Here is a 26,950-nt window from a genome sequence, read left to right as displayed (position 1 = left end):
CTGGCCATCCGCGCCACACCAGTGGCACACACGTGCGATACGCAGACCGGATCAACCGCTTCACTGATCGTGTCAGTGCGCGGCTCAATAAATAGAATATTCCATTGCATTACCGGGAACCTGCGCCCGGCTCGCCCGCAGCGGAGTCGGGGCGGCAAGGCGCCGATTATTTTCACCTGATAAAAGTCGCGTTTCGACCTGACTTTTATCAGGTTTTTGCTTTCCTAGCTACGCTTATTTCGGACCGTCATTACACGCCGGCCAGCAACGGTGCTGGGCCGGCGTGATGCCCGAACTTCCCCATGCCTTCCCACACCATGAAAGCCGCCGTGGTTCATGCCTACGGCCAGCCCCTCCAAATTGAACAAGTGCCCGTGCCCAAGGTGGTGCCGGGCCGCATCCTGGTGAAAGTCGCGGCCTGCGGCGTGTGCCACACCGACCTGCACGCCATCAACGGCGACTGGCCGGTGCAAGCGACCCTGCCCCTGATTCCGGGCCACGAGGGTGTGGGCACGGTGGTGGCCGTGGGCGAGGGCGTAACGGCCGTTATGGTCGGTGACCGGGTAGGCGTACCGTGGCTGCACACGGCTTGCGGGCATTGCGAATACTGCCTCACGGGCTGGGAAACCCTCTGCCAGCAGCAGCAAAACACCGGCTACTCGGTGCCCGGCAGCTACGCCGAATACGTGCTGGCTGACCCCAACTACGTGGGCATTTTGCCCGATAATCTCTCGTTTCAGGCAGCCGCGCCAATCCTCTGCGCCGGCGTCACGGTGTATAAAGGCCTAAAAGAAACCGAGGTGAAGCCCGGCCAGTGGGTAGTGATTTCGGGCGTGGGCGGGCTGGGCCACTTGGCCGTGCAGTATGCCAAGGCCATGGGCATGCGCGTGGCGGCCGTGGACGTGCGCGACGACAAGCTGCAGCTGGCCCAGGCCATGGGCGCCGAAGTGGTGGTGAATGCCGAGCGGGAAGCTCCCGTGGCTGCCATCCAGCGGGCCACTGGTGGCGGGCACGGCGTACTCATCACCGCGCCCTCGCAGCCGGCCTTTGCGCAGGGCGTGAACATGCTGCGCCGCCACGGCACGCTGGCGCTGGTAGGTTTGCCGCCGGGCAGCTTCGAGCTCAACATCTTCGACGTGGTGCTGACCCGCAAAACCGTGCGCGGCTCCATCGTCGGCACCCGTCAGGATTTAACGGAAAGCCTGGCTCTGGCCGCCGAGGGCAAGGTGAAGGTGCACTACCGCTGCGAACCTCTGGAAAACATAAACCCGGTGCTGGAGGCTATGAAAGCCGGACAAATTGAAGGCCGGGTGGTGCTAAATTTCGAGGCAGCATGAAGCTGGCTGCACCTGTTCACTACTCAATAGCCATTCGCTCATTCAATGGGGGCTAGAGCGCCGGCAGCGCCAACTAGAAGCTTCACTATGAGGTGCAAAACTGGTTTTCTGGCGCGGCCCCGCCCGCTTTTGTTCACACTTATCAGATGCGACAAAATATTGGCTACGTTGACCGGCGGCGTCTGATTCTGTAATCATCATTGGGGTGCTCTTGCGGGAGCAGCACACCGGCGCAACGCTTGCGGCCGTTGTCAGATGCCCAAGCCCCGTGCTACACAAACGGACTACTTGGTTTAAGCAGCTCGGTCGGTCACGACCAGTGTTGATCAGGTAGTTTTCTCTTTGGTCAACTTAACTTGGAAGCCCAGGCTTCGCAACAACCTCTTACTTTATTTAAAATCATGACCCCGACTGCCCCTCTCCCAACTGGAAAAATATTAGCCGAAATACCAATATCAGCGACGGATTCCTTGGCGGCCACTTCCGTCACTGCCCCGCCTTCGCTGGCCGAGCGCCTAGCCCAAATTCTCAGCAGCTCGGTCACGGCCCGCACGGTGTACGGCGAGGCCGTGTCGCGCGATGGCGTAACAGTGATTCCTGTAGCGCGGGCCATGTACGGCTTTGGCGGCGGGAGCGGCACCGGTCCCAACGCGCAGGGCGGCACCGGGGGCGGCGGGGGTGTCACCCTGTCCCCCATGGGCTTCATCGAGTTGAAAGAAGGAAGCAGCCGCTTCCGGCCCATTCGAAACTCCGTGGTGCCGCTCGTGGCCGTGAGCGGCGTGGTGGCCCTGTTGCTGTTGCGCAGCGTGCCGATGCTGCTGAAGCGCCGCTAGCGACGCGGCAGCGCCCTGGCCTGAAGCTTCGGGCCAGGGCGCTGCCGGCCTGAGAAGGCAAAAACCACGGGCTGCTTAACCTCATGGAGTCGGCGGTGGTCATCAAAAGCTTCGTGCGCAAAGGCTACGAGGAAGAAATGCTGGACGCTCTCGATGCCGTGGAGCCCAGCGGACCGGTGCAGCCCACGCACCTGGGTGGCACCTTCGAAGTGCGCCACGTCAGCTTCACCTACCCCACCGGCACGACGTCAGCCTGACTATCGTGACCGGCGATACCACGGCCCTGATGAGCGGCGCCGGCAGAAGCACCGTGTTGAACCTGCTCTGCCGCTTCTACGAGCCCAACAGTGGTGACTAGGCTGGCGACGGGCGCCCAACTGCGAGCTTAACGCAGCCAGCGCACCAGCCAGCAAAACCGAAAAGTAAGAGTGAGGAAGTGACGATGCCGAATGATGCGCCCGCAGGCCGGGCACGGTGGGAAATGAGATTGCCCAACATTCGCTATTTGGCGCCCTCGGCACGCTGACGCAGTTTAGCCTTGCCCCATGATTTTCGTCATGTTTTGCTACGCCCACTTTCACTTTACTCTCACTGCTGCGCCTGCTTCGAACAAGTTCCGTCGCACCGCCTCGTCACGGCCGTACACGTCGGGGAAAAACCGGAGGTGGCCCGCTTCGCCCACGCAGGTGGCGTAGCGCACAAACAGCGGCAGTGGGCGGCGTAAGCGCACGTCGTGAGGCTGGGGCTGGCGGGCACAGGCCGCCTCGTTGGGCAGTTGCACGGAGCGCCCCTCGCGGTGCAGTAGGTAAGCTGCCAGCGCCAGGGGCTCCGCCAGGCGGATGCAGCCGTGGCTGAAGGCGCGGGTGGGCCGGTCGAAATACTGGCGCATGGGCGTGTCGTGCAAATAAACTGAGTAGGGATTGGCAAAGCGGAAAACCACGTTGCCCAGGGCGTTCTCGCAGCCTGCCGACTGCCGGATGGTGTACGGGAAATGCGCGGCCGTCACGGCCACCCAATTGATGGAGTACGGGTCGAGCCAGCGGCCCCGCTCGTCGTAGAGCGACAAGTTGTTCAAACCCAGGTAGCCGGGGTTTTCCTTGAGCCGGGGCAGCATTTCTTTGGTGGCAATGGAGTGTGGCACGTGCCAGTCGGGGGCCAGCGTAAAGTAGCGAATCGTGCTGCTGAGCGTGGGCGTGGGCGTTTCGGGCTTGCCGACAATGACACGGTGGTGGCGTACCACGGCATCGTTGGCCACTACCTGGAGCTCGTAGGCCGGCAGGTTGATGTAGACGTATTCGGGCACCGGGCCCCAGGCTTCCCAGCGCCAGCGTTCCAGGTTGAGGGCCGCTTTTTCATACTGCGCCCGGCGGGCGGCGGCCGAATCCGGCGGCGCGGGCTGCGCTAGCCACTGGGCCAGGGCCTGCTGCAGCTGCTGGTACTCGCGGTTGACTGGCTGGCCCGACAGCATGGCGGCCGTTACCCGGCCCTGGCCCAGCGCCGCCTGCAGCACGGCCACCGACTGCCACTGTTCCTTTCCTCCTTTGCTGCGGGCCGGCATGGTGTAAGGCCGCAGGCGGCCCCGGTGCAGGTCGCGCATAAAGCGCAGCACAGCATCACTGAGGCCTATTTCCAGCCGGGCCAGCTGCCAGGCGCGCTGTCGGGGAGCAGCCGGCAGACGGAGCGAGTCGCGCAGCGCCAGCAGCGGTGCCGGGAGGTAATCGGCGGGCAGACCGAACTCAGCAGCGCGCCCCAGCAGGCGCAGGGCGGCGAGGGCATCAGGGTTGAGGGTGTCGGCAGGCGTGGTCCAGGCGGGCGCACAGGCCGGAGCATAGAAGGCCCGCACCTCCGGGCCGGCTTGCAGAGCCGGGCTGGCCGCGGCAATGGTATCGAGTAGGGTGCAAATCAGCGGGGCCACCGACACGGGCTCAACAGCAGAAAAGGGCATTTTCACCGGCACAGCGGCTGTTGGCAAGCCCTGCGGGGTAGTACTGCATTGCAGCAGGGTCAAGCCTATGGAAAGGAACCAGAAACGAATGGCCGCCAGCATAACAGGAAAATTAATAAACCGAAATGTGATTCAAGGAAGCAAGCCGACTAATCCAATTTTCCGCAACTACCTTGAACTAAACCCATGCTTCACCGGGTGGTAGCTGGGCCGCCAGGCCGCGGCGAGTGCGGGATGGACAGACAAGCAGTTATCGCACAATAGCCGTGGCCTGCGCCGCGCTCTGCAACTGGGCAGCCTGCTCGGCTTCCGTGGCCAGGCCAGCCAGGGCGGGTAGGTCGAACAAGCGGCCGCGCAGCACCACGGCTTGAATCAGACGCAGGTTGCGGATGTCATCGAGTGGGTTGGCATTGAGCAGCACCACGTCGGCCTGGTAACCGGCATAGATGCGGCCCAGGTCAAAACCATGGCCGGTGGCCATGGCTGGGTTCACGGTGCCGGCGCGCAAGGCCTCGGCCGGCGTGAGGCCAATAGCCTGCAGACGCTCCAGTTCCTCGTGCAGGCTGCCACCGTGGAACAGGTTAGGCGTATCAGAACCGGCATCGGAGCCGGCCACCAGGCGCACTCCCAACTTCGCAAAAGTGGCTACCATGCGGCGTTGCAGCGAGTCGGCCAACCGGATGGTAGCCAACTTGCTAGCCGACAGGCGCGGCCGGTCGCGGCGGGCCTGGGCCCACCGCTGGCGCACGGCGGCCGGCACCGAACGCAGACGCGGGTCTTCCGGGTCGACATCGCGCCGGAGGCTAAAGTCGCGGGCCACTAGCCCCGGCGTCACGGAGATGCAGTAGTCCACCAAAGCTTGGGCTAGTTCGGTGCAGCGGCTGGCACTGAAGCTGGCGAGAATGTCGTGCTGCTGGGCCTTGATGCGATTTTGCAGGGTAGTGAGCGGCCGGGCACCCCCTAAAGCCAGGGCACGCGCTGCCACCAGCTCGGCCTCGCGGCTGGAGCAGCCCAGCAGCAGCTTATCGGTCTGCTCGATACCGCACTGGCCGGCCGAGACGGCATCCAGCACCGGCACGGCTTCGGGCACCGGCCCAATTAAGTGCACACGCCCTTCCCGGGCTGCCGAGGCAATGCCCCGGAAGGCATCGTGCGACAGGTACGGCCCGGGCTGTAGATTGCACCAGCCTGCCCGAATCAGGGCTTCGGCCCGGGCCCAGCCTTCGGTGCGGGAGGCGTTCAGGCCCAAACCGCTGCGCCAGTCGCCCGAGCCGTCGAGCACGGGGCCAGCCAGCTCGATGCGGGGCCCCACCCGCCCGCCAGTTTCCAGCGACTGGTAGGTGCGTAGCAGGTCGTTGAGGGGCCGGGCCGTGGTCACGTCGCGGATGCTGGTGATGCCCTGGGCCACGTACAGCGGCAAGGCCACCCGCTCGTCCTCCACCGAGGTCAGGGCATGGGTGTGCCCGTCCCAGAGGCCCGGCACCAGGTACTTGCCGGTGCCATCCACCGTGGGTACGCCCCGGCCCGCGGGAATCCATTTACCCACCGAGAGGATGACCCCGTCGCGCATCACCACGTTTTGGTGGGGCTCGATTTCGCCGTGGTCTACATTGACCACGTTCACGTTGGTAATCACCAGCTCATCAACGCGCGGTGGCATTACTACTGGCGGAATTGCAGCGGCCGGACGCTGCCCGATGGCCAGGTGTCCGGAGAAACTCAGCCTCAGCAGCAGTCCCAGAATCATAAGTGGTTTCATGGTCAAATGCAGTAAAATGAGAAACTTATCAGCAAATCAGTGCAGGGTAAATCACCGCCTTCGAACAGGCAGACGACCTACAGGTATTCGGGCACTTCCACGTGGGACCAGTGACGCAGGCGCAGGGTGGCGGCCAGGTCGTCAGTGGCCGGCGGTTCGCCGTGCACCACGAACGTTCGCCCGGGCGCGGGCTCAAACTGGTCGAGCCACTGCAGCAATTCCGCGCGGTCGGCGTGAGCTGAGAATCCGTCGAGCTGCTCGACGTGGCAACGCACGGGTCCCATTTCGCCGAACATTTTGATGGCTTTTCGCCCACCAGCAGGCGCCGGCCGCGGGTGCCTTCCGCCTGGTAGCCGATGAGCAGCGTATCCAGGGGGCGGGACAAGCGGTAGGGCAGATGGAGCACAATGCGCCTGCCCGTGTACATGCCGTTGGTCGAGATAATGATGCAGCGCCCCATCCGGTCATTCAGTGCCTTCGACTGCTCCACTTCCGTGACCAAGGGCGGCTCGCTGAAATCGAGCACGTTGCCGTGGCCCAGCTGGTGTACCGTGGGGTGGCGCGGGTAGAGGCCAGCCACCCGCAGGGCCATGAGACTGCCCACGAATACTGGCACCGGGGGGATGTGGCCGGCCGCCAGCAGCTTTTTCAGGTGTTGCCGGTTGACGTTCATGGCGGGAGTAGTAATTAGTGCTGCAAGGTTCCCCCTCTTCGCCCCCGGAAAGCATGACTATAATCAGGTGATTAACTAATTTTCGACAGGTCGCGGGCAGGCTCGCTGCCAGTCCTTTGCGGCAGAACGAACCGTTAAAATTGCCGCTGACTCATGGAACCTTCCCTGCTCATTCTCACGAATTTCTTTCCGGCCGCCAACAAGGCGCTGGACTACACCACGTGCCTTGCCGAGCCCTTAAAGGCCCGCTTGGTGCTGCTGTACGTGCGTCGCGGCTCCATCCTGGATCCGGAAATGTTCACCGGCGTGCTCTCGAAAGAAAACCAGGCCGCCGCCACCCTGGCTTTTAACAGCGTGGCCCGCCAAACCAAGGTGCCCGTGGAGGCCAAAGTAGGCCACGGGGGGGTAGCTTCTGCCGTTTCCGAAGCCGTGCGTGAGCATCATCCGCTGCTGGTGGTGCTGGGCCGCTCTGACTATTCAGATACGCCCGATGAACTGGTGCAGACCACTTCCCTCGACCTGCTGCGCCATGCTCCCTACCCCATGCTCGTAGTGCCGCATTCCGTGGTCAGCACGGTCCTGCCGAAGCGCGTGCTGCTGGCTGTGGATGGCGCGCCGTTCTCCTTGGGCGACCACCAATGCGCGGCGCATCACATCCTGACCGTCCTGGGAGCGGAAGTCACCATCTTCCACGTGGTGCCCGACGCTGGGCCCGCCGAGCTGCCCCTTGTGCTCGATTCCGTGCAGCGCACGGGCTTAACGCTCGGCCTGCCGCCAGTACAGAGCCACACTGTGGTGAGCGGGCACATCGCGGCGGCCATCCTACGAGCTGCCCAGCCGGAAGCCTACGACCTAGTAATACTCATTGCCCGGCGGCGCAGCTTTATGAGCAACCTGTTCCATCGCAGTGTCACCTCGCAGGTCCTGCTAGCCAGCAAGCTGCCGGTGCTCGTGCTGCCGGCCAGTTAGAGAATAGTTGTTGTATGCTTTCCATGATTTCGTAGCCCCTGTAACCGAACGGTGCTTAGCTCAGCTCGCATTTTTTCTGTTTCTGTCAAGCAAGGTTAATAAACTCTTATTGAGCTCAGCCATCTTGTCATCAGGTAGGGAGAAAAACTCCAGATCGAATTTTTCAACTGTAATCACTGCTTTTTTGATTATTTCTTTTCCTTCTCCCGTAAGCTCAACCGTTTTTGCTCTGGTATCCGTCAAGTGCTCTTGTCGCTGAACAAACCCTTTTTGTTGTAGAGTTCTCAAAACAGTTGAGGTTGTCATCGGGTCGATTTTAGTATGATTCGACAGGACTATCTGTGTTACAGCTTGTTCCTGGACAGCCAGCCAATGAATGCTTGCCATCAGAACGAATTGTGCATGAGTTAACCCGTATGCTTCTAATGCTTTCTTAATTTCTCGCTGCCAGAGATTGGTTACTTGCCATAGTAAAAAGCCGGAGCTTTCCTCTGGTCTTTCTATCTTAAAAATATTATCTGGTGATTTCATCGCAGCTCACTTAACTTAGGGAATGATAAGGTCGGAGGCCTCTTCTTTAGCTCCTAATATGCTTCGGAATAACTGCTTCATAACCTAGAAGCTCCTTTTATTTGTTGCTCGGTATCCTGTGGCAAGGCCTCAGCGATTTTCGCTGCTACCAACTTTACCCAAATAAAGCCTAATAATCCTTTAACTGAAACACTGTTAGTTATTTTTAATCCTTCTAAAACTTCCTCGAAGCGATGTTCAACGTACATTTTTGCAAACGGGAAATGAGTAAGCACGAGAAATCTTTTGTTTTCAATAAGCTCGATCAAATCGACCTTTAAGGTAGGTCCGCCATTAGGTCTTAGTGTAATCCTGTTCCCACTATCAAACCTGCCTTCTAACTTGGCAAACTCAATTCCTTTGTCCCAGGTATGCCAATTGTTTACATCAGCAAACAGGGCCCACATTTGTTCCTTGGTAACGTCCTTGGTTACTATCGAATGAGACTTTGTCCACATACGCTTATCGCTTTAAGAGCTTGTTGAATTGTCAGTACAAATATAATAATCGCACTTACAATAAACAAACTTAGGCACCTAGCTAAACTTATGGACTTGGCTGTCAGGAAGTGCTCCGCCTCACGTCAGGCGAAACTGCACATACTTAATGGGGACCCCCACCGCCCGATACTTTCCTTCGAAGTTGGTTTGAATAGCCTGCGCTTCAGCAAATTCCGGACTGCTTTCCGAATACAAGTCGCGCGTAAACCGCTCTATTGCAGTGCCAGGCCGCGCGGTTAGCGTTTCCAGGGTGTAGTCAAACAAACCGGCATTGTCGGTTTTCAGGTGCAGCAGGCCGCCGGGAGTTAACAATTGTTCGTACAGCGCCAGGAAGCGGGGCGACGTCAGCCGGCGCTTGATGTCGCGGTCGCGCGGGCGCGGATCGGGGAAGGTAATCCAGATTTCATCCAGCTCGCCGGGGCCAAATTGCGCGGCCAGGGCCTCGGCCCGCGTCCGGACGAACCCCACGTTGGTCAAGCCCAGCTCGGTGGCCCGGGTACTGCCCCGCCAGATGCGCTCGCCTTTGATGTCGAGGCCCAGAAAGTTCCGGTTGGGATGCCGCTGGGCCAGGCCCACGGTGTACTCCCCTTTGCCGCAGCCTACTTCCAGCGTCAGCGGGTGCGGGGCCGCAAAGAAGCTCGTGCGCCAGCGGCCCCCGAGCTGCTCGTATTCGGGCTTGCCGGGTTCAATGATGTCGGGCCGGGTGGCGTTATCCGTAAAACGGTGCAGTTTGACGCGGGGCAAAGCAGAAGGGATCAGAAATGAGGAAGGAAGCGTGAGAAGGAGAAAATAACTCCAATGGCTATTCTTTCTCTCGTATTCTTCCCTCTTAGTTAGTATACAGCTCGTTTACTTCGGCTACTACGAAGGTACTGCCACCGATGAACACCACATCTTCGGGGGCCGCCGCGGTGCGGGCCGCCGCTACGGCCGCCGCCACGGAGTCGTACGCCCGGCCCGATAAACCCGCTGCCGCGGCTTGCCGGGCCAGCTCTTCGGCGGCCAGGGCCCGCGGTATGTTGGCCGCACAAAAGTAATAAGTGCCCGTGGGGGGCAGTAGGGTCAGCAGGCTGGTCACGTCTTTGTCGTTCACGACGCCAATCACGGCGTGCAGCTGCTGGTTGGGCAACCGCTGCAGCTGGGCCACCACCGAGCGCAGGCCCGCGACGTTGTGGCCGGTGTCGCACACCACCAGCGGGCTTTGGCCGATGATGCTCCAACGCCCGCGGAGGCCCGTTAGGGGCACCACCTGGCGCAGGCCGGTGCGCACGGCTGCTTCGGTGACGCGGAACCCCTGGGCCCGCAGCTCGTCGAGGGTAGCCAGCACGCCGGGCAGGTTAAACCGCTGGTAGTCGCCGGCCAGGCCCAATTCGGCGTTGGGCAGGTAGGGCCGGCCGTGTTGGGTGAGCACCAACGGCCGCAAGCCGGTGGCCGGAGCGGGCTCGGCGGCAAAAGCGGCCTGATAAATGTGGTCGGCCATGACCAGGTGCGCTAGCTTGGCCGCGGCTTCGCGCGCAAACACGGGCGCTACTTCGGGCTGGGTTTGGCTGACCACCACCGGCACGCCCGGCTTGATGATGCCGGCTTTCTGGCTGGCGATTTCGGGCAGGGTATCGCCCAGCAGCGCCTGGTGGTCGAAGCTGATGTTGGTGATGAGCGACACCAGCGGAGTGATGACGTTCGTGGAGTCCAGGCGCCCGCCCAAGCCGACTTCCACAATGGCCACGTCTACTCGCTGCTCAGCAAAATAGGCAAAGGCAAGGGCCACGCACATCTCAAAGAACGAGGGCTGCACTTCCTCAAACAACGGGCGCCAGCGGGCTACCCACTGCACCAGGTAGTCGGGCGGCAATTCCTGACCATTGATTTTAATGCGCTCGGTAAACTCCCGCAAATGCGGCGAGGTGTAGAGCCCCACTTTGTAGCCCGCCGCTTGCAGCACCGCCGCTAACAAATGTGAACTGCTACCCTTCCCGTTGGTGCCCGCCACGTGTACGCTACGGAACTGCTGCTCGGGGTGCCCCAGCGCCGCCACGAGGGCTTCGGTATTGCCCAGGCCTTTCTTGAAACCCGCGGCCCCCACTCGCTGGAACATGGGCAGTTGGTCGTAGAGGTAAGCCAGGGTTTCGGAGTAAGTCACGAATCTAGGTAAAGTAACGTTGCAGCGGGCAAGTTAATAACAGGCTTTATTATCCAACTGGCTATAAATTCGACCAGCTTAGCATGATCCACTGGAGGCCCTAGCCAGCTTTAACCTACCCGCTGCACAACAGAAGGTAGACGCTTAATGGCAACCACTAGTTATCTCACTGTGTAGCGGAAGTTATAAAATCCCGTTGCTCCACCGGCCTTACCGTTAACATTGCGGAAGGATGCATTCAGCAGGGCATCACGGACAGCCTTTGCCTGCTCCGGCGAGATGCTGCCCGACACTTTTGTTACTGCCTGAACCTCCCCCTCCGCATCGATTATAATTTTGAATCGCGCTACCCCCGGGTTATCATCAAGCTTGGGAATTTCTGGGACATTTGTAATTGCCCAGCCGCTCATCTCCAGGCCCCCACTACCGGGGCTGCTGCCGCTGCCGCCACTGCCCGGCGCACCGTAGAGGGCTTTGGCATCGAGCGAGCCGTTCGGGTTGCCCTGGTCGCCCACGGTGCCGGGCCGGTCGCCGTTGTTGTTGCCGGTGGGCTCGTTGCTGCTGCCGTTCGCGCCATTGCCACCGCCGGTGGCGCTGCCGTTGGGCGAAAAGGCCACCGCGACTTTGCGGGCCGGCCGGGGGGTCGGTTTCACTTCCTCTTTGGGTGGCGCCGGCGTTTTGACGGGCTCTTCCGCAACGGGGCTTTCTTCCGCCTCACTCGTGATGACTTTCGCCTGCTCGGCGGGCGTGGGCGCGGGCGTGGCCGCCACGGGCTGGGGCTGCGGGTCGGGGCTGGCCACCGGCGGGCGGCTGTCGGCCCGGTTCGGCGAATTGTTGGCCGGGGCCCGGCTTTGCACATCTCCCGAGCCGGCCTCGTCGAGGCCGTAGTTTAGCTCTACGCCGTCGCCGCCCCCCAGCGCACTCAGTGGCGGGTTGGGCCCCTTAAATACGGTAAAGATGAACAGCAGCAGCAGCAGCCCATGAACCACGAGGGTTCCGATCAAGGCTTCGCGGCGGTGCGGTTCCGGATAGTCAATAGCCATTTTCGAGGTGCTGAATGGTTGAGATACTAAGATGCTGGACGCCGGAAGAATTGTTACGCTACCTACAAAAAAGAACCGTTTTCAAAAAAGAACCGTTTTCGCAGCGGCGGGTCGATCCGGCAGCCCCGCCAGAATCAACTCATTATTTACCCGCGGCCTGTTGGGCTTGGGTGGCCATCACCATTTTCAGCTTCAGGCGGTTGCCAATCTCCAGAATATCCACCAGCTTTTGGACGTTCAGGGAGTTGTCCACGCGCAGTACCACGGTGGGCTGCTCCGTGGTGGGCGCGGTGCCAATGAGGGCCACCAGCTCCGGCTCTACCGCCGCGGGATTAACGGGCTTCTTATTCACGAAATACGTGCCCGCCGCGTCGACCGAAATGGTAATGGGCTGCTTCATCACCTGCTTGCTCGACTTGGCATTCGGCAGCAGCAGCTTGATGACATTAGGATTAACCAGCGTAGAAGCAATAAGAAAGAACAACATCAGGAAGAACATGATGTCGTTCATGGCCCCGGTCTCGACGTGGGACGTGAGGCGATGACGGCGCGAAAGATTCATTTCTTATTGATGTGAAAATGTGGGTAATGTGGAGATGTGAAAATGAGCCAATGATTACTTATGTGCCTATATCAGCACATTTTCACATTACCCACATTTTCACATCTCCACATTATCCACATCAATTAATTATCCTGCAAAATATCCATGAATTCGATGGCCGAATTTTCCATCCGGAACACCATGCGCTCAACCAGGATGCTGAGCCAGTGGTAGCCGACGTGGGCAATAATGCCGACCACCAGACCAGTGGCCGACGTCACCAGCTTCACGTACAAGCCGTCGGCAACTTGAGGAATACCGAACTCTTTCGTGGCGGCAATGGAGTAGAAAATCTTGATTACCCCAATGATGGTGCCCACGAAGCCGATCATGGGCGCAATGCCGGCAATGATGCCCAGAATGCTGATGTTCTTTTCGAGGCGGGCAATTTCAATCTTGCCCACGTTTTCCACGCTGGTTTCGATTTCTTTCAGCGGCAGGCCGATGCGGCGCAGGCCTTTTTCGACCATCCGGGCCAGCGGCGAGGCCGTTTGAGCGCAGAGCAGCTTGGCCCCGGCCAGGTCGCCCTTCACCATCAGCGACCGGATGCCGTTCATGAACGAGTCGGGGTCGCCGGCGGCCCGGCGGATGGTGAAGTACCGCTCGATGATGATGTAGACGGAAAGAATGGACAGGGCCACGAGGGGCAGCATGATCCAGCCCCCCCGCATAATAAGATCAATAACGGGAACATCGGCTTGCACTACCGGAGCGGCCGTGACAGCGGTATTTACAGCATCGGCCTTGGGGGCTGCCACTTGCAAGAAGAATAGGGACATGCGAACAGTTAAAATTTCAAAGTATTATAGTCGGAATGCGTACTGACGCGCAAGCGCTGGGCTTCCCGCTGGGCCGAGGCCAGGTCGGGGTAATCAGCCGCCGTGACGCGGAAGAAGCGGCTGCCGTAGGGCGGCAGAATGATGTGCGCGGCGTGTCCGGCGCGGACTAATTCTTTACGGCCCAGCTCGGCGCGCGACAGGGTGCTATAGGCGCCCGCAATGACGTAATAACGCCCCGTGCGGGTTTTAATTGTCGTGGAGGCGTCGGCGATAGTGCTCGCCGCGGGCCGCGCCGCCCAACGCTCACCAGCCGCTTTTGATGCGCTAAGCGCTGGTTTACTGATTTTTGCTTTTGCACCAGCGCGAGCGGCAACGAGGGCCTTTTCGGTGGGTGCGGCCGCTACGGGAGTCGTTTCCGGATTGCCCGCGGCTTCGTCGGCCGGCACTGCATCGGGCTGAGTGCTGTTTTCGGGGGCAGGCACCGCCGCAGAGGCAGCCAGCGGGGTCGCTTCGGCGGAGGCCGCCGGGGGAGCGCTGGTAAAATCGTGCTGCCCCAAGGTAGCCTGCTGCGGCTCCGTTGCGGAAGTTGCCGGGGCAGAGTGGTTTTGGGCCCACACCAGCCAGGGCAGCTGCATCCGCCACTCGGCGGGCAGGTAGCCAGCAGTTGAAGCGAACTGGTAATTAACCAACAGTAACAAACTAGCAGCTAGCGTGATAACCCCCGCTGACGCCAGGCGGGCCCAGCGTGAGCGGCGCGTAGCCGCGCTCCGCAATAGCGGTTGGGAACCACGGGCGACGCTGGCGCGTACGGGGCGAACCGCTAATTCCGGCAAGCCAAAGGCGGAGGGTAACAAATTATCGGTACCGGTGTACTCAAACGCCAGGCCCCGGCCTTCGGCCCGCCGAAAAATGCCGATGCCGGGCAGCTCCGTGCGGCTGGTCTCCGCCAGCTCTTGCTGCAAGCTGGCCACGGCCGTCCGCACGGCCTCGCGGGCTTGCGCGGGAGCAAGGCCCAGTTGTTGGGTCAGGGCGTCCACCAGCAGGCCGTCGTTGCGGGTGAGGGCCTGGTTGAACGCCACCAGCTTGGTCGGCGGACTTAGCACCTGCCGGCCGGGCTGGGCCCGGGCCGGCGACATCTCGGTCACCAAGCCCCCAAATTCCGGAATAATGACGCAGTCGTGTTCACGGAGCAGGGGGCGGATGTGGTCAGCGAGGTGCATCGGAGGGTTGCTGGTTGATTATTGATGGTTGCTGGTTTGCGTAAGCCGGGCGGCCGAATCGGGGTAGTTAAGACCCCGGCGCGGTTGCCACCACCAAAATAAGGCCTTGGAAACTAGAAATCTAAAACGTAAAAGATGCTCCCCCTATCGCGTTGATGCCCTTTACGGGATATCCGTAAAAGCGCTGATACTGACGGTTGGCAAGGTTATTACCCATCACAAAGATGGATATTTTTGGCGTAATGCGGTAATCCGCGCGCAGGTTTAGGTCAATAATCGGGTCGGTGGCCCGGTAAAAGTCGGGCTGCCTGGTCGCCCCCGGGCTAGCGGCCGGCCGGTAGCTGATGCCGTAGCTGGCCGAGTAGAAATAGCCTTCCACCCCCAGCATCAGCTTATCGAACACGTTGTACGTGCCGAATACCGAACCCTGGAAGTCGGGGCGGTGGAAGGGCTCCGGCAGGTTCTTGAGCGCGTAGTTGTTGTAGTCCAGCCGCGTACCCAGGCGGAATTTCTCGGCCGCATTGTACAGTAGCTCGCTGTGGATGTTCAACACGCCCGTAGCGTTGCGGTCGTACACGAGGTCGAACTTGGTGGGGTCGAGCGCGTTGTTCAGATAGAAGTACAAGTTGCGGTCGCGGGCATAAGAGGCCCGCACGTTGAACTCCAGGCCCCGGGCCGGCGTCGACGTGAAGCCGGCGTATATGGTGGGCCCCCGGTGGGTGTCGGCCACGTTCAGGCCGCGGTTCAACCAGGGGTTTTCGGTGCTCAGGTCGTAGCGGCTCACCCGCTGCAAAGCTCCCCCTAACCCGGCGTATACCATGAATTTTTCCGGCTCCACGGTGTAGCCCAGGCGCACGGCCGGGTAAAGCACGGTTTTGCTCACGTTGGTGGTGGTATCGGAGGAGTGGCCCAGGGTAGCGCCCAGCACGAAGGCGATGCGCTTATGAATGAATTCATAGCCGGGCGTCAGCTGAATGAAGCTGCGGGTACGGGTAAAGTCGGGCGCGGCCGCCGGTCTCGCCTGAGTTCCTGGGGCGATGTCCTTGTCCGAGATAAACGAAGCGTCGGCCGCCAGGGTCACGCGGCTGGCCTCGCCCAGCGCGTAGCCTACCTTGGCATTAGCCATAAAGTTGTTCTCGGTGGCCTCGAAGCTGTCGGTCCAAAACTGATAGCCAATGCTCGCGTCGTAGGTCAGCACCTCGTCCGGGGCCCGGTTGTGGGCGTACGCCTTCGCTCCGAAGCGGTTGAAGACCTGCTTGATTTCTTTGGCTTCGGGCGTAGGAATTGGGGCCAACTGGTTGGCGGCTTTCTCGTAGCCGTAGAAGTTATACCGCTCCCGACCGAAATCCAGGGTGGCGCCGAAGGCCGCGGTACCCCGGTAGATTTCGCCCATGAGGTGGCCGCTGGTTTGGGAAACGCCGGAGTTTTTGCCGTCTATTGGCCCGTTCAGGGAGTTTACGTGCTTGATATCGAGGCCGTAGGCGTGGTCGGTATTGCGGGTGCTGTGCAAGTAGCCGCGCCCGTAGAACGTGCCGTAGTTGCCCAGGCCCAGCTTCACGAAGTTACCGGTCAGCGGCACGGGCTCTTCGGCTCGGATGGTCAGCACCTTCACCGAAGGAGCCAGCCGGTCGGCCGGCAGCTGGAAATCGGGAAAGGTATAGGTCACCTTCCGCTCGGGTTTGGGCACCGCGGGCAGCTTGATTTTATCGAAGTTGCGGGTGGCTTCGGGCAGCTGGTTCACCCGCTCCTTTACAACTTCAATCTCGGCTTCCTCAATCTGCCCGGTTTTGGGTTTGGGCTTGGTGGGCTGGGCCGTGGCGGGGGCGCCCGCCCCCACCAGCAGGGCAGCCAGCACCACCCCGGCCACTCCCCCCGAACGATGGCGGGCCGCCAGCGGGGAACTACTTATCGACAAACGCTTCATCAGCAAATGGTTTTCAGTTAAAAAATGCGCCCCGCTTAGCGTTGGGTGGCCGTATCGGCCGGGGCGGCCACGTTGCCGCGCAGGTTGGTGCGGGGCCCCGCCGGCTTGCCCTTGGGCGGCACTGGGGTGGCGGGCTTGCCGCTGGCCGGCGTTGCCGGGGCCGGCGACTTAGCGCCCCCTTTGGCCGGGGTAGCCTTGGGCGGAGCAGCCTTGGGTGGGTTGGCTTTGGGTGGAGCGGATTTGGGCGGGGCCGACTCGTCCGGCTGGTCAGCCCCCAGTGTTTTCAGGCGCTGCTTGGCTGTTTCGACAATCTCCGCCACCGGGAAGTTGTTGTCGACGATGGAGTTCAGCGTGCCGCGAGCCTGAAAGTTGTCGCCTTCGGCCGCGTAGATTTCAGCCACCAGCAGAAAGGCCCGCCCCTGCCACAACGCGTAGTTGCTGAAGTCTGAATTCACTTTCAGGGCCGCGGCCTTGGCTTCCTCGTTTTTCTTCAGCTTGAAAAGCGCTTCGGCCAGATAATACTGCGCTTCGGCCCCGTTTACATCGTTGGGGGCCGCCGTCGCGGCGGTGGTCAGCTCCGTGACAGCCTGGTCGAGGTTATTGGCTCGGAGGCTGGCCTTGCCCAGGTAGAGCAGCGCGGCATTCGTGGCATTGGCCGTGGCCCCGGCCTGGGTCCGCAGCTCTTCGGCTACGCGCCGGGTGCCGGGGTAGTCGCCGCTCTCGTACAAGCTGCGCATCTGCCCCAGCGTGGCATTGGCTACTTCGCGGCGGTTGGTGCTGGCGCCGCGCAAGCGCTCGTAGTATTTAGCCGCCGCCGTGTAGTTCTTGTTCTCGTATTCCAAGTCGGCCAGGCGGCCCACGGCACGGTTCACGAATTCGCTTTTGCCCTCGGTCACCACGTCGCGCAGGCGAGTCAGAGCCTGTTGCTTATTGCCGGTTTTCAGGTAGGAGTCCGCCAAGAAAAAGCGGGCATCGGGCCCCAGCGAGGTTTGCGGGTACTGCTTCAAGTAGGACTCTAAGCGTAGAATGGCCGGCTGGTATTTTTCAGCCAGATACAGCGATTTCGCCGCCTCGAATTCTACGCTCTCGGTGGCTTTGCTATCCGGGTTTTGAAGTTTGAAAGAGGCCAGCGCGGCGTCGAACTCCTCCGTCCGGCCCAGGGCGGCCAGGCTTTCTTGCAGGCTGTAGATGGCCTGCGAGGCGGCTTCGCTGCGCGGGAACTCGGTGAGCACGCGCTGGAAGTCGGCCACGGCTTGCTCCTGCTGCTGCAGGTTGGCATGGGCCACGCCCCGCTTCTGCAGGGCCGGCGGCACCAACGGGCTGTTGGGGCGATTAGTCAGCAGCCGCGAGAAGCCCGTGACGGCAGCCTCGTATTCGCCGGCCTCAAACGCCAGTTGCGCCTGCTGAAAGACCGCTTCTTCCGCGTAGCGGGAATTCGGGCTGGTTTTCAGCAAGGTGGCCAAGGTATTGTTGGCTTCGTCACGGCGGCCCATCAGGCCCAGCGTACGGCCCTTCTGATAGTAGGCGTAGTCCTTATCCGCAGCATTGGCCATGATGACCTTGTCGTAGAGGTCCAGCGCCTGCGGATAGCTTTTGGCCACGTAATAGGTGTCGGCCAGGCGCAGGGTGGCATCGTAGTAGTTGGGGTCCGACGGCTTGGCGTCGCTGTCGTTCAGGAAAGCCTGGAACTGCGGGCGGGCGCGGTCGTACTGCTTGGTGTTGTAGTAGGCGTAGCCGAGGCCGTAGCGGGCTTTCTGCTCGAAGTCCGCTTCCTCGGGGCTCACGCCGCCCTGCCGGGCCGTGCGAGCCGCCGCCACATAAGCCGCGATGGCCTCGGGGTAACGCTGCCCCACGCTGTAGATTTCCCCCCGCAACACTTGCGCGGCCGCCCGCAGGCCGTCGTCGGCCGGGAAGTTCAACGACTTGTCGAGCAGCGGCAGGGCCTCGCCGTAATTGCCATTGTTGTAGAGCGTGGCCGCCTGGGCGTACGCCACGCGCTGATAGGTCGCGTTTAGCTTGTCGCTCCGGTCGTCGAGGCTTTCGAGGTAAGCCAGCGCCTGGGAATAATCCGTGGACGAAAGAAAGCTGGTGCTCAGCAAATCGTCGACGGCCGCCTGGTTCTGCGAGCGGGGGAATTTCTTGCGGAAGTCCCGTAGCACGGCAATCACTTCCGGTAGATTGCCCAGCTCGTACTGCACCTGGCCCAGTTTAAGGGTGGCATTCTCGGCAATCTTTCTATCAAACGTGGCCTGGCGAGCCGCCTCAAAGGCGGTCACGGCCTGCGGCTTTTGGTTGGCCTGCACGTAGCTCAAGCCCAGGTGGTAGGCCGCGTTCTGGCCCAGCGAGTCGCGCTGCACCGCCACATTTTTCAGGCTGGCAATGGCGCCTTTATAGTCGCCCATCTTGTAATTGGCAAAGCCAATCTTGTACTGCAGCGCGGGCTCGATTCGGCCCTTGTGCGTAGCGACATACTTATCGAAGTTGGCGGCGGCTTCTTTGTACTGCTGCTTCTGGTAATAGGCATCGCCCAGCAGCAACTGAATTTCGTCGGAATTTTGCGGGGGCGGGCTATTCTGCAGGGCCTGGGAGGCATAGCGGATCAACCCATCGTAATTGCCTTCCTTGTAGTAAATCTGGGTGATGACGGCAGGCACCACCGACTTGTAGGCGTCGTTCTGCTCGGCCACGGCCAAGTCGGCGCGGGCGGCGGCGTAGTCGCCCGCCCGATAGCCGAGATAGCCGGCGTAGTAGGCGCTGGCGTATTTGTACTCACTCTCAACCCGCTTGTTCCGGTCGAACAGCAACCGGGCCTTCTCGTAATCTTTCTGCTCGAAATAGCTGTAGGCCAGCTTAAAGTCTGACTCGGCCCGCTGGGCATTCGTCAGGTTGTCGGGGGCCACTTTCTGAAAGTAGCGAATGGCCGACTCGTAGTTTTTCTGGTCGAAGTAAAACTTGCCCAGCTCGAAATACGCCACCGCAGAGCGCGGGTGGGCCGGGTGCTGCTCGGCAAAGTCCAGAATCAGCCCTTCGGCGTCGGGATGGAGCAGGTAGAGACCGCTCAGGGCAATGTAGTACTCGGCATCGGCGGTGCGGTCGCGGGCGGTGGGGCCGGCCTGGCCCATGCGCACGGGCTCAATGGCCAGGTACTGGCGAAAGGCCTCCTGGGCCGCACCGTACTGGCCGCGGTCAAACAGCTCCAACCCCTCTTGAAAAAACCGTTCGTCGGCGGCAAAAACCTGGGTTTGTTGGGCCTGGGCAGCCAACGGCGCCGTGGCACTCAGGGCGGCAGCCAGTGCCAGCCGGGGAAATAGCTTCATGTAAATACCTTGCGTGGAGGAACCGCTCGGGGCCCGAAAACTCGCCAAAAGTAGCGATAAAAGGCTGTAGGTTGCCCAGCTAACGCGGAAAGTCGGTTCTCATTGCTGCATCACCCAGCCATCGTTGGCTTGGGTTAGCACCGGGTAGCAGTTCGGTTATTCCGTCGTCGGTGGCTTGTCATAATCAAAAATCGCAGTAGTCCTCGCTGCCCGTCATCTGCGCCCAGCGCGCCGACAAGAACTTGGCGTAGGCCAGGGGCATCAGCCCGTAGGCGCCCAGTGAATGGCCGTCGTTCACTTCCACGACGAGAGTGGCCCCGGTAGCGGTACGGCCCACATCGAGGGCAAAGGCAGCGGGGGCTTCCGGGGCGTAGGCTGCCAGGGCCTGCTCCACTACCGTTGGGTCGAAGTGGGCCCGCCAGTCGCCTTTGTACGGCCGGGCGTCCAGAACGCGGCCGTAGCGCACGAAGCAGCGCCACTCGGCCACGAACTGCACGGGCTCGGCGCACCACACGGGCGTGTCTTCGTGCTGGTCGCCGCATCCGATTAGGTCGCGTACGCTACGCACCAGCACCCCGGTAAATTTCTTGGCGTCGTGCATGGGCTTCACGAATACCGGCCACTGGTTGGCATCGCTCGCCATCGCGTTGATGGTGCTTGGCCAGAGCCGACGCCCCAGGAACGGGTGCAACGAGGCCGGATAGCCCAACTCCTCGGGTACTGGCAACCCCAGCGCCCGCAGGCTGGCCCGCACAGCCGCGATGTGACCGACCACCACCTCGTCGGGGGCGTGGTCACGCACGGGCTCCGCATCGGTGTAGGGCACGATTTCCCAGCCCATTTGCCGGAAGCCGTCCAGGGCCAGATAGTTGTTGACGCTTTGGGGTAAGCCGTGGTCGAAGTGAATATGGGCCCGCATGAGGTTGGGTGTAGTTTAGTATTTTGTTGGAAGGACCGGTCCTTCGAGCAGCCCGCAGCCTTACTCCAGCACCCCCGCCGGCACGTTGTGCAAAATCAGCCACACCAGCTCCCGCAGAATCTCGCCGTCGTCCATCGAGCCGCTTTCAATGCCTTTGCTCTGGGCATCCGCCCGCCTGATTAAGTGGATGATGCCTACCACTCGCGCCACCGGGTAGGCCCGCAAGGCCTGCTGGTACTCCTTTTGGGCGAAGCTGTTCATGATGCCCAGGCTTTTGTAGACCCCATCCGGCGGGTTGGCGCCGGCCTGGTGCAGCACCAGCAGCTTGCTGAAAAAGCCGAACAGCAGGGTCAGGTTCGGGATGAGCAGGTTGGCTTTGGGGTTGGCGGCGAAGTAGCCCAGGATGCGGTTGGCCTTGAGCACATCGCGCTGCACCAGAGCTTTTTGCAATTCAAAGATGTTGTAGTCCTTGCTGATGCCGACCAGCCGCTGCACCAGCTCCTCGTCGATGGGCTGGCCGGGCTTTAAGTTCAGCACCAGCTTATCGACTTCGTTGGCCAGCCGGCCCAGGTCGGCGCCGATGTATTCGGCCAGCATGGCGGTGGCCTGCCCCGTAATCTGCTGGCCGCGCCCGCGCACGTTGGCCGTAAGCCAGGCGGGTACCTGGCTGTCGTAGAGCTTCTTGCTGGTCATGAGCACGGCCGGCGAGTCTTTGCCGCTGAGCAGCTTGCCGAGCTTCTTGCGGCTGTCCAGGGTTTTGTGCTTATAGCAAAACACCAGGACGGTACTCGGCAGGGGATTTTTCAGGTAGGCCTCCAGAAAGGGCCAGCTCCGCTCCTGCTCCAGGTCGGCCACGGTCTGGGCTTCCTTCACGATAACCACAGACCGTTCGGCCATCATCGGAAAGCGCTTGGCCTGGCCCAGGATGCCGGCCACGTCGACGTCCTTACCATAAATAATGACCTGGTTGAAGCTGCGCTCGTGCTCGGCCAGAGCGGTTTTCTCGATCAGGTCGGCCACCGCATCGATGTAATAGGGCTCTTCGCCCTGCAAAAAATACACGGGTTGAAACTGCCGCTGCTGGAGCTGCTGAAGAACGACGTCGGCGTCTTGTATCAAGTGAAGAGGGCGGAATGAAAAAGTGGCGCGGACACGAGCCGACAGAAGACCAAAATTACGGGGTTGCTACCTTTGTCGGGTCGGAAGCAGCCCGCCTGGGCCTCGCTCGCGCAATTTTCCTCACCCCTCTTTTCTCGTTCTTCCTTGGATTTTATTCCCGAACTGACCTGGCGCGGCATGTTTCACGACGCCATGCCCGGCACGGCCGAACACCTGGCGACTCACGCCCCCGTCACCGGCTATATTGGCTTCGACCCCACCGCCGCGTCGCTGCACATCGGCAACCTGGCCACCATCATGCTCCTGGTGCACCTGCAGCGGGCGGGCCACCGCCCCGTGGCCCTGGTGGGCGGGGCCACCGGCATGATTGGCGACCCCAGCGGTAAGTCGGCCGAGCGCAACCTGCTCGACGAAGCCACCCTGCGCCGCAACCAGGAGGGCATCCGGGCCCAGCTGGAGAAGTTCCTGGATTTCTCCGAAGGCCCCACCGGCGCGTTGGTGGTCAACAATTACGATTGGTTCAAGGACTTCGGCTTTCTGCAATTTCTGCGAGAAGTCGGCAAACACCTGACCGTAAACTACATGATGGCCAAGGACTCGGTGAAGCGCCGCATTGACAGCAGCGAGGATGAATTTGGTGATGGTATTAGCTACACTGAATTTAGTTACCAACTGCTTCAAGGCTACGACTTCTATCACCTTTATAAAACACTGAATTGCACCTTGCAGATGGGTGCATCCGACCAATGGGGTAATATCACCACGGGAACGGAACTAATACGCCGTCTTACGCAAGAAGTCAAAACTTCTGCTCGTGAGTCTGCTGCAACTCCTTCCCAAATCATTTTACCAGGCAGAAAATCGAAAGCCTACGCCCTCACCGGCCAGCTCATTACCAAGGCCGACGGTACCAAGTACGGCAAGTCGGAGACCGGCACGGTTTGGCTCGACCCAGCCCTGACTTCGCCGTACCAGTTCTACCAGTTCTTCTACAACGCTGACGACGCCGACGCGCCGCGCCTCATTCGGGTGTTTACCCTGCTCACCGAGCCCGAAATCCTAGCCTTGGAAGCCGAGCACGCCCAGGCTCCGCACCTGCGCACGCTGCAAAAGGCCCTGGCCCGCGACGTGACTACCCGCGTGCACTCGGCTGAGGCTACCGAAGCCGCTATTGCCGCGTCCGAGGTGCTGTTTGGCCGAGGCGGCCGCGCCGCGCTGCAAGCCTTGGACGAAGCCACCCTGCTCGATGTTTGTGCCGCCGGGGTTCCCCACATCCGCGTGCTCCGTACTACGTTCGAGGCCGCCACGGCTGTGTCGTTGCTGAGCGAAGCCACCCTGCAGAAAATCTTCCCCTCCAAGGGCGAAGCCAGAAAGATGATTCAAGCCGGGGGCGTGAGCATTAACCGCGAAAAGCTGGCTTCGACCGATTCACCGGCGGCCGAAATGCTGCTGCTGACGGGTAAGTACCTCGTGGTGCAAAAGGGCAAGAAAAATTACTTCCTGATAGAAGTAGTCTAAAGCCTCAACGTTTTGTTTGTTGGCCAAAGAAAAGGCCCCGCTGCTTGCAGCGGGGCCTTTTCTTTGGCGTAGCCAGGATTACTTCTTCTTGGCAGGAGCGGCTTTCTTAGCAGCAGCGGGAGCGGCTTTCTTAGCAGCAGGAGCGGCTTTCTTAGCACCACCAGCGGCGGCAGCACTGGCGTTCTTGGTGTTCTGCACCTCGGTGCGGAATGCCTGAGCCATCGTCTTCAGCTCCTGCATGCCTTTGCGCACGCGGGTACCAGCGGCAGCGTTCTGCTTGTCATAGAATTTCGAAAAGTCCTCTTCGAGCGACATTACGAGGTCCTTCAGTTTGCCGAAATTGTTCATTGGGGGTTGGAATTGGGGGTGAAAAATGAATACAGTGGGGGTTAAGCCGGCCCTAATATACAGGGATTTCAAATGCAAGCAAGTTTTTCACTATTTTTTCAAAACCTCATTCCCAGCTTTTGAGGGCTGTTTTTCGGAGAAAAAAGCTTGATTCCAGCAAGTAACACTAAACCTCTTAGCTTAGAATTATTCAAAAACAAACGCGCCGGCCACCCTTGCGGGCAGCCGGCGCCAAGTGCCGTAGTAAGCTTCTTTAAGCCGTTTGGGCGGCCGAGGGTATTTTGCTGTAGAGCCCCTTATCGAGCTTGCTGGCCATGGCCTCGAAGGCCTCAATGGTTTGTTGCACGTCTTCCAGCGTGTGCATGGCCGTGGGGATAAGGCGCAGCATAATCACGCCCTTGGGCACGACCGGATACACGACGATGGAGCAGAAAATGCCGTAATTCTCGCGTAGATCGAAGGTTAGGGCCGTGGCGTCCGAGATTTCACCATTCAGGAATACGGGCGTCACCGGCGACTCGGTGGTGCCAATGTTGAAGCCTTTCTCCTTGAGGCCGCTTTGCAGGGCCCGCACCACCGTCCAGAGCTTTTCCCGGTATTCGGGGTGATTGCGAATCAGCTCGAGGCGCTTCAGGGCCCCTATCACGAGCGGCATCGGCAGCGATTTAGCAAAAATCTGGCTCCGCATGTTGTATCGCAAATATTCAATCACGCTTTCCGACCCGGCCACGAAGGCTCCGATGCTCGCCATGCTCTTGGCGAACGTATAAAAAATTAGGTCTACGCCGTCCTGGCAGCCCAAATGTTCGGCCGTGCCGGCCCCGGTGGGCCCGAGCGTGCCAAAACCATGAGCATCATCGACGAAGATGCGGAAGTCGTATTTTTCTTTTAGCTTCACGATTTCGGGCAGCTTGCCGAGGTTGCCCGACATGCCGAACATGCCCTCCGTAATAACCAGGATGCCGCCGCCGGTTTCGTCGGTCAGGCGTTTGGCTCGTTCCAGCTGCTTTTCGAGGCTGGCCATGTCGTTGTGCGAAAACACAAAGCGCTTGCCTTGGTGCAGGCGCACGCCGTCGATGATGCAGGCGTGCGACTCGGCATCGTACACGATGGCATCGTGCCGGGTTACCAGCGCGTCGATGATGCTCACCACGCCTTGGTAGCCAAAGTTGAGCAGCAGCGCACCGGGCTTGTTCACGAAGTCGGCCAGCTCGTTTTCCAGCTGCTCGTGCAGGGTCGAGTTGCCGCTCATGATGCGGGCCCCCATCGGGTAAGCCATGCCGTACTCGCTGGCCCCGTCGATGTCGGCCTGCCGCACTTCGGGGTGGTTGGCCAGCCCCAGGTAGTTGTTCAGGCTCCAGGTCAGCACTTCTTTGCCGCGAAACTGCATACGGGGCTGAATTTGGCCCTCCAGCTTCGGGAAAGCGAAGTAGCCGTGGGCGTAGTGCGAATGCGAACCCAAGGGGCCACGGTTGGCCAGAATGCGGTCGAAAATATCCACTGAAAACGGAAATTTAGGTGATAAGTAAAAGCGGAGAACGGCTCGGGCGATGCTTGCTGAAATGCCGTGGAACCAGCCTAATTACAAAGATAGCCCTGGACCGCGGATGTGCATAATTTGGGCTTCACAACCAGATAATGCCCGGCCGGCTTGCTGCTAACCTCAGGTTTCGAACTTTACTTTGTGGCCTGTCATCGATAAAATCGAGTAACCGAGCCCTTCATTAAATAAACAAGCTAAGACCGTCCTGCCGGGCGCAACACCGCATCTGGCATACATCTCCCTAGTAATCAGGGCTGTTTAACCATTGGTTACTTTCTCACGCGAGCACATTCGCTCCGCTCGGCCCGACGGGTCGATTGCTAAGACGTTCTTGCCCCTCATTCCGCTAACCGGCGCCCCACCCCACCCATGAAAAAAATTACCAAGCTGCTCGTAGCCAACCGCGGCGAAATTGCCTTACGCGTCCTCCGTTCGGCTAAAGAAATGGGCATTGCCACCGTGGCCATCTATTCGGAGGCCGACCGCAACGCCCTGCACGTGCGCTACGCCGACGAGGCCGTGTGCGTGGGCCCCCCCGCCTCGGCCCAAAGCTATCTGCGCGGCGATAAAATCCTCGAAGTGTGCCAGCAGTTGGGCGTCGACGCCATCCACCCGGGCTACGGGTTCCTTTCGGAGAATGCTGGCTTTGCCCGCGCCGTGCGCGAAGCCGGGCTGATTTTCGTTGGCCCTTCGCCCGAGGCCATGGAAATCATGGGCGACAAGCTCTCGGCCAAGCAGGCGGTCAAGGCCTACAACATTCCGCTGGTACCGGGTACTGATGAAGCCATTTCCGACGTGGCCGCCGCCCGGCAGATCGCGCAGGAAGTGGGCTTTCCCATTCTCATCAAGGCCTCGGCCGGGGGCGGCGGCAAGGGCATGCGCATCGTGAACGGCGCCGACGAGTTTGAGGAGCAGATGCAGCTGGCTATTAACGAGGCAGTGTCGGCCTTTGGCGACGGCGCGGTGTTCATCGAGAAGTTTGTAACTGGCCCGCGCCACATTGAGATTCAGGTGCTGGGCGACGAGCACGGGCACATCGTGCACTTGTTCGAGCGCGAGTGCAGCATTCAGCGCCGCCACCAGAAGGTAATCGAGGAAGCACCCTCCTCGGTGCTCACCCCGGAGCTGCGCGCCCGGATGGGCCAATGCGCCGTCGACGTGGCCCGGGCCTGCGACTACACCGGCGCCGGCACCGTGGAGTTTTTGCTCGACGACCAACACAACTTCTACTTCCTGGAGATGAATACCCGTCTCCAGGTCGAGCATCCCGTTACGGAGCAGATTACGGGGCTCGACTTAGTGAAAGAGCAGATAAAAGTGGCCCAGGGCGAGCCCCTCGCCTTCGCGCAGGCCGACCTGAGCATCACCGGCCACGCCCTGGAGCTGCGGGTGTACGCCGAAGACCCGCAGAACAACTTCCTGCCCGACATTGGCACGCTCAGCACCTACGTGCGCCCCCAGGGCCCCGGTGTGCGGGTCGACGACGGCTTTGAGCAGGGCATGGACATTCCGATTTACTACGACCCGATGATTGCCAAGCTGGTCAGTTTTGGAGCCGATCGGGCCGAGGCGATTGCGCGCATGTTACGGGCCATCGAGGAGTATAAGATCACCGGCATTGAAACTACCCTGGGCTTCGGCCGCTACGTGCTGCAACACCCCGCCTTCGTCAGCGGCCACTTCGACACCAACTTCATCCGCGACCATTTCACACCCACCACCCTCGCTCCCGCCGCCCCGGATCCCGCTATGGCGCAAGTAGCTGCGGTCCTGGCCGCCATGCTGCTCAGCGAGAAGAAGCCCAAGCCGGCGGCTGCCACTGGGGCGACACCGGGCACAGAGGTTTCGGGCTGGCGGCGAAACCGGTTGGGGGTGCGGTAGAATGCTGGG

At 60.7% G+C, this 26,950-nt stretch carries 22 protein-coding genes and 1 pseudogene; 6 read left to right on the top strand and 17 right to left on the bottom strand.

Going from position 1 to position 26,950, the window contains the following annotated elements:
• Positions 1 to 302 precede the first annotated feature (302 nt).
• From adhP to IC235_RS10780, 3 genes are all read left to right on the top strand, one after another.
• Positions 303 to 1,337 carry an alcohol dehydrogenase AdhP gene (adhP, locus tag IC235_RS10790; RefSeq protein WP_191005189.1) on the top strand — a complete coding sequence of 345 codons (1,035 nt, stop codon included), beginning with the start codon at positions 303 to 305 and terminating at the stop codon, positions 1,335 to 1,337.
• A 401-nt stretch (positions 1,338 to 1,738) separates the two neighbouring features.
• Positions 1,739 to 2,170 (top strand): spore germination protein GerW family protein, encoded by a 432-nt coding sequence (locus tag IC235_RS10785; RefSeq protein WP_191005188.1) that lies wholly within the window; start codon positions 1,739 to 1,741, stop codon positions 2,168 to 2,170.
• Positions 2,171 to 2,253: 83 nt separating this feature from the next.
• A complete protein-coding gene (locus IC235_RS10780) occupies positions 2,254 to 2,427 on the top strand; it encodes a hypothetical protein (RefSeq protein ID WP_191005187.1) in 174 nt (57 codons plus the stop codon).
• Positions 2,428 to 2,747: 320 nt separating this feature from the next.
• On the opposite strand, the gene IC235_RS10775 is transcribed toward IC235_RS10780, so the two are convergent.
• From IC235_RS10775 to IC235_RS22945, 3 genes are all read right to left on the bottom strand, one after another.
• Complete coding sequence (locus IC235_RS10775; protein ID WP_191005186.1) at positions 2,748 to 4,115, bottom strand: L,D-transpeptidase family protein; 1,368 nt, start codon at positions 4,113 to 4,115, stop codon at positions 2,748 to 2,750.
• A gap of 250 nt (positions 4,116 to 4,365) precedes the next feature.
• Positions 4,366 to 5,874, bottom strand: a complete 1,509-nt coding sequence (locus tag IC235_RS10770; protein ID WP_191005185.1) for an amidohydrolase family protein — start codon at positions 5,872 to 5,874, stop codon at positions 4,366 to 4,368.
• A gap of 28 nt (positions 5,875 to 5,902) precedes the next feature.
• Positions 5,903 to 6,547 (bottom strand): hypothetical protein, encoded by a 645-nt coding sequence (locus IC235_RS22945; protein WP_191005184.1) that lies wholly within the window; start codon positions 6,545 to 6,547, stop codon positions 5,903 to 5,905.
• 153 nt (positions 6,548 to 6,700) lie between these two features.
• Here IC235_RS22945 and IC235_RS10760 point away from each other — a divergent pair, with 153 nt between their 5' ends.
• A complete protein-coding gene (locus IC235_RS10760) occupies positions 6,701 to 7,516 on the top strand; it encodes a universal stress protein (protein ID WP_191005183.1) in 816 nt (271 codons plus the stop codon).
• Between the two features lie 60 nt (positions 7,517 to 7,576).
• On the opposite strand, the gene IC235_RS10755 is transcribed toward IC235_RS10760, so the two are convergent.
• The 12 genes from IC235_RS10755 to holA all read right to left on the bottom strand — a co-directional run bounded on the left by IC235_RS10755 (position 7,577) and on the right by holA (position 21,651).
• Complete coding sequence (locus IC235_RS10755) at positions 7,577 to 8,047, bottom strand: MarR family winged helix-turn-helix transcriptional regulator (RefSeq protein WP_191005182.1); 471 nt, start codon at positions 8,045 to 8,047, stop codon at positions 7,577 to 7,579.
• Between the two features lie 77 nt (positions 8,048 to 8,124).
• Entirely contained in the window at positions 8,125 to 8,544 is a 420-nt protein-coding gene (locus IC235_RS10750) for an SRPBCC family protein (RefSeq protein ID WP_191005181.1), read from the bottom strand.
• A 120-nt stretch (positions 8,545 to 8,664) separates the two neighbouring features.
• Positions 8,665 to 9,330, bottom strand: a complete 666-nt coding sequence (gene trmB / locus IC235_RS10745; RefSeq protein WP_191005180.1) for a tRNA (guanosine(46)-N7)-methyltransferase TrmB — start codon at positions 9,328 to 9,330, stop codon at positions 8,665 to 8,667.
• Between the two features lie 85 nt (positions 9,331 to 9,415).
• Positions 9,416 to 10,726 (bottom strand): bifunctional folylpolyglutamate synthase/dihydrofolate synthase, encoded by a 1,311-nt coding sequence (locus IC235_RS10740; RefSeq protein ID WP_317173553.1) that lies wholly within the window; start codon positions 10,724 to 10,726, stop codon positions 9,416 to 9,418.
• A gap of 161 nt (positions 10,727 to 10,887) precedes the next feature.
• Positions 10,888 to 11,769: a hypothetical protein gene (locus IC235_RS10735; RefSeq protein WP_191005179.1), complete on the bottom strand. Its 882-nt coding sequence runs from the start codon at positions 11,767 to 11,769 to the stop codon at positions 10,888 to 10,890.
• Between the two features lie 142 nt (positions 11,770 to 11,911).
• Positions 11,912 to 12,331 (bottom strand): ExbD/TolR family protein, encoded by a 420-nt coding sequence (locus IC235_RS10730; protein ID WP_191005178.1) that lies wholly within the window; start codon positions 12,329 to 12,331, stop codon positions 11,912 to 11,914.
• Positions 12,332 to 12,456: 125 nt separating this feature from the next.
• Positions 12,457 to 13,152: a MotA/TolQ/ExbB proton channel family protein gene (locus IC235_RS10725; RefSeq protein ID WP_191005177.1), complete on the bottom strand. Its 696-nt coding sequence runs from the start codon at positions 13,150 to 13,152 to the stop codon at positions 12,457 to 12,459.
• A gap of 8 nt (positions 13,153 to 13,160) precedes the next feature.
• Positions 13,161 to 14,372, bottom strand: a complete 1,212-nt coding sequence (locus IC235_RS10720; RefSeq protein WP_191005176.1) for an HU domain-containing protein — start codon at positions 14,370 to 14,372, stop codon at positions 13,161 to 13,163.
• Positions 14,373 to 14,493: 121 nt separating this feature from the next.
• Entirely contained in the window at positions 14,494 to 16,296 is a 1,803-nt protein-coding gene (locus IC235_RS10715) for a TonB-dependent receptor (RefSeq protein ID WP_191005175.1), read from the bottom strand.
• Positions 16,297 to 16,331: 35 nt separating this feature from the next.
• Positions 16,332 to 19,613, bottom strand: a complete 3,282-nt coding sequence (locus IC235_RS10710; protein ID WP_191005174.1) for a tetratricopeptide repeat protein — start codon at positions 19,611 to 19,613, stop codon at positions 16,332 to 16,334.
• 184 nt (positions 19,614 to 19,797) lie between these two features.
• Positions 19,798 to 20,532 (bottom strand): ATP-grasp domain-containing protein, encoded by a 735-nt coding sequence (locus IC235_RS10705; protein WP_191005173.1) that lies wholly within the window; start codon positions 20,530 to 20,532, stop codon positions 19,798 to 19,800.
• 60 nt (positions 20,533 to 20,592) lie between these two features.
• A complete protein-coding gene (holA, locus tag IC235_RS10700; protein WP_191005172.1) occupies positions 20,593 to 21,651 on the bottom strand; it encodes a DNA polymerase III subunit delta in 1,059 nt (352 codons plus the stop codon).
• Between the two features lie 144 nt (positions 21,652 to 21,795).
• Here holA and tyrS point away from each other — a divergent pair, with 144 nt between their 5' ends.
• The gene (gene tyrS, locus IC235_RS10695) at positions 21,796 to 23,169 is read left to right on the top strand and encodes a tyrosine--tRNA ligase (RefSeq protein WP_191005171.1); all 1,374 of its coding nucleotides are present in this window, start codon (positions 21,796 to 21,798) and stop codon (positions 23,167 to 23,169) included.
• Between the two features lie 174 nt (positions 23,170 to 23,343).
• Here the strand turns inward: tyrS and IC235_RS22605 are convergent.
• Together IC235_RS22605 and IC235_RS10685 are read right to left on the bottom strand one after the other, a co-directional pair.
• Positions 23,344 to 23,517 (bottom strand): annotated as a pseudogene (locus IC235_RS22605) (histone H1); the annotation flags it as partial.
• Between the two features lie 253 nt (positions 23,518 to 23,770).
• A complete protein-coding gene (locus IC235_RS10685; protein WP_191005169.1) occupies positions 23,771 to 25,018 on the bottom strand; it encodes an aminotransferase class I/II-fold pyridoxal phosphate-dependent enzyme in 1,248 nt (415 codons plus the stop codon).
• A 411-nt stretch (positions 25,019 to 25,429) separates the two neighbouring features.
• Between IC235_RS10685 and accC the strand changes: the two genes are divergently transcribed.
• Positions 25,430 to 26,941 (top strand): acetyl-CoA carboxylase biotin carboxylase subunit, encoded by a 1,512-nt coding sequence (accC, locus tag IC235_RS10680; RefSeq protein ID WP_191005168.1) that lies wholly within the window; start codon positions 25,430 to 25,432, stop codon positions 26,939 to 26,941.
• Positions 26,942 to 26,950: the final 9 nt, after the last annotated feature.

The organism is Hymenobacter montanus, from assembly GCF_014699115.1.
GTDB lineage: Bacteria > Bacteroidota > Bacteroidia > Cytophagales > Hymenobacteraceae > Hymenobacter > Hymenobacter montanus.
The sequence above is the reverse complement of the archived record's forward strand: the minus strand, read 5'-3'. Positions and strand labels throughout refer to the sequence as shown.

Bases quoted from the DNA above. Each gene is read 5' to 3' on its own strand.
- adhP (WP_191005189.1), top strand. From the start codon at position 303: ATGCCTTCCCACACCATGAAAGCCGCCGTGGTTCATGCCTACGGCCAG.
- IC235_RS10785 (WP_191005188.1), top strand. From the start codon at position 1,739: ATGACCCCGACTGCCCCTCTCCCAACTGGAAAAATATTAGCCGAAATA.
- IC235_RS10780 (WP_191005187.1), top strand. From the start codon at position 2,254: ATGGAGTCGGCGGTGGTCATCAAAAGCTTCGTGCGCAAAGGCTACGAG.
- IC235_RS10775 (WP_191005186.1), bottom strand. From the start codon at position 4,115: ATGCCCTTTTCTGCTGTTGAGCCCGTGTCGGTGGCCCCGCTGATTTGC.
- IC235_RS10770 (WP_191005185.1), bottom strand. From the start codon at position 5,874: ATGAAACCACTTATGATTCTGGGACTGCTGCTGAGGCTGAGTTTCTCC.
- IC235_RS22945 (WP_191005184.1), bottom strand. From the start codon at position 6,547: ATGAACGTCAACCGGCAACACCTGAAAAAGCTGCTGGCGGCCGGCCAC.
- IC235_RS10760 (WP_191005183.1), top strand. From the start codon at position 6,701: ATGGAACCTTCCCTGCTCATTCTCACGAATTTCTTTCCGGCCGCCAAC.
- IC235_RS10755 (WP_191005182.1), bottom strand. From the start codon at position 8,047: ATGAAATCACCAGATAATATTTTTAAGATAGAAAGACCAGAGGAAAGC.
- IC235_RS10750 (WP_191005181.1), bottom strand. From the start codon at position 8,544: ATGTGGACAAAGTCTCATTCGATAGTAACCAAGGACGTTACCAAGGAA.
- IC235_RS10735 (WP_191005179.1), bottom strand. From the start codon at position 11,769: ATGGCTATTGACTATCCGGAACCGCACCGCCGCGAAGCCTTGATCGGA.
- IC235_RS10730 (WP_191005178.1), bottom strand. From the start codon at position 12,331: ATGAATCTTTCGCGCCGTCATCGCCTCACGTCCCACGTCGAGACCGGG.
- IC235_RS10725 (WP_191005177.1), bottom strand. From the start codon at position 13,152: ATGTCCCTATTCTTCTTGCAAGTGGCAGCCCCCAAGGCCGATGCTGTA.
- IC235_RS10720 (WP_191005176.1), bottom strand. From the start codon at position 14,372: ATGCACCTCGCTGACCACATCCGCCCCCTGCTCCGTGAACACGACTGC.
- IC235_RS10715 (WP_191005175.1), bottom strand. From the start codon at position 16,296: ATGAAGCGTTTGTCGATAAGTAGTTCCCCGCTGGCGGCCCGCCATCGT.
- IC235_RS10710 (WP_191005174.1), bottom strand. From the start codon at position 19,613: ATGAAGCTATTTCCCCGGCTGGCACTGGCTGCCGCCCTGAGTGCCACG.
- IC235_RS10705 (WP_191005173.1), bottom strand. From the start codon at position 20,532: ATGCGGGCCCATATTCACTTCGACCACGGCTTACCCCAAAGCGTCAAC.
- accC (WP_191005168.1), top strand. From the start codon at position 25,430: ATGAAAAAAATTACCAAGCTGCTCGTAGCCAACCGCGGCGAAATTGCC.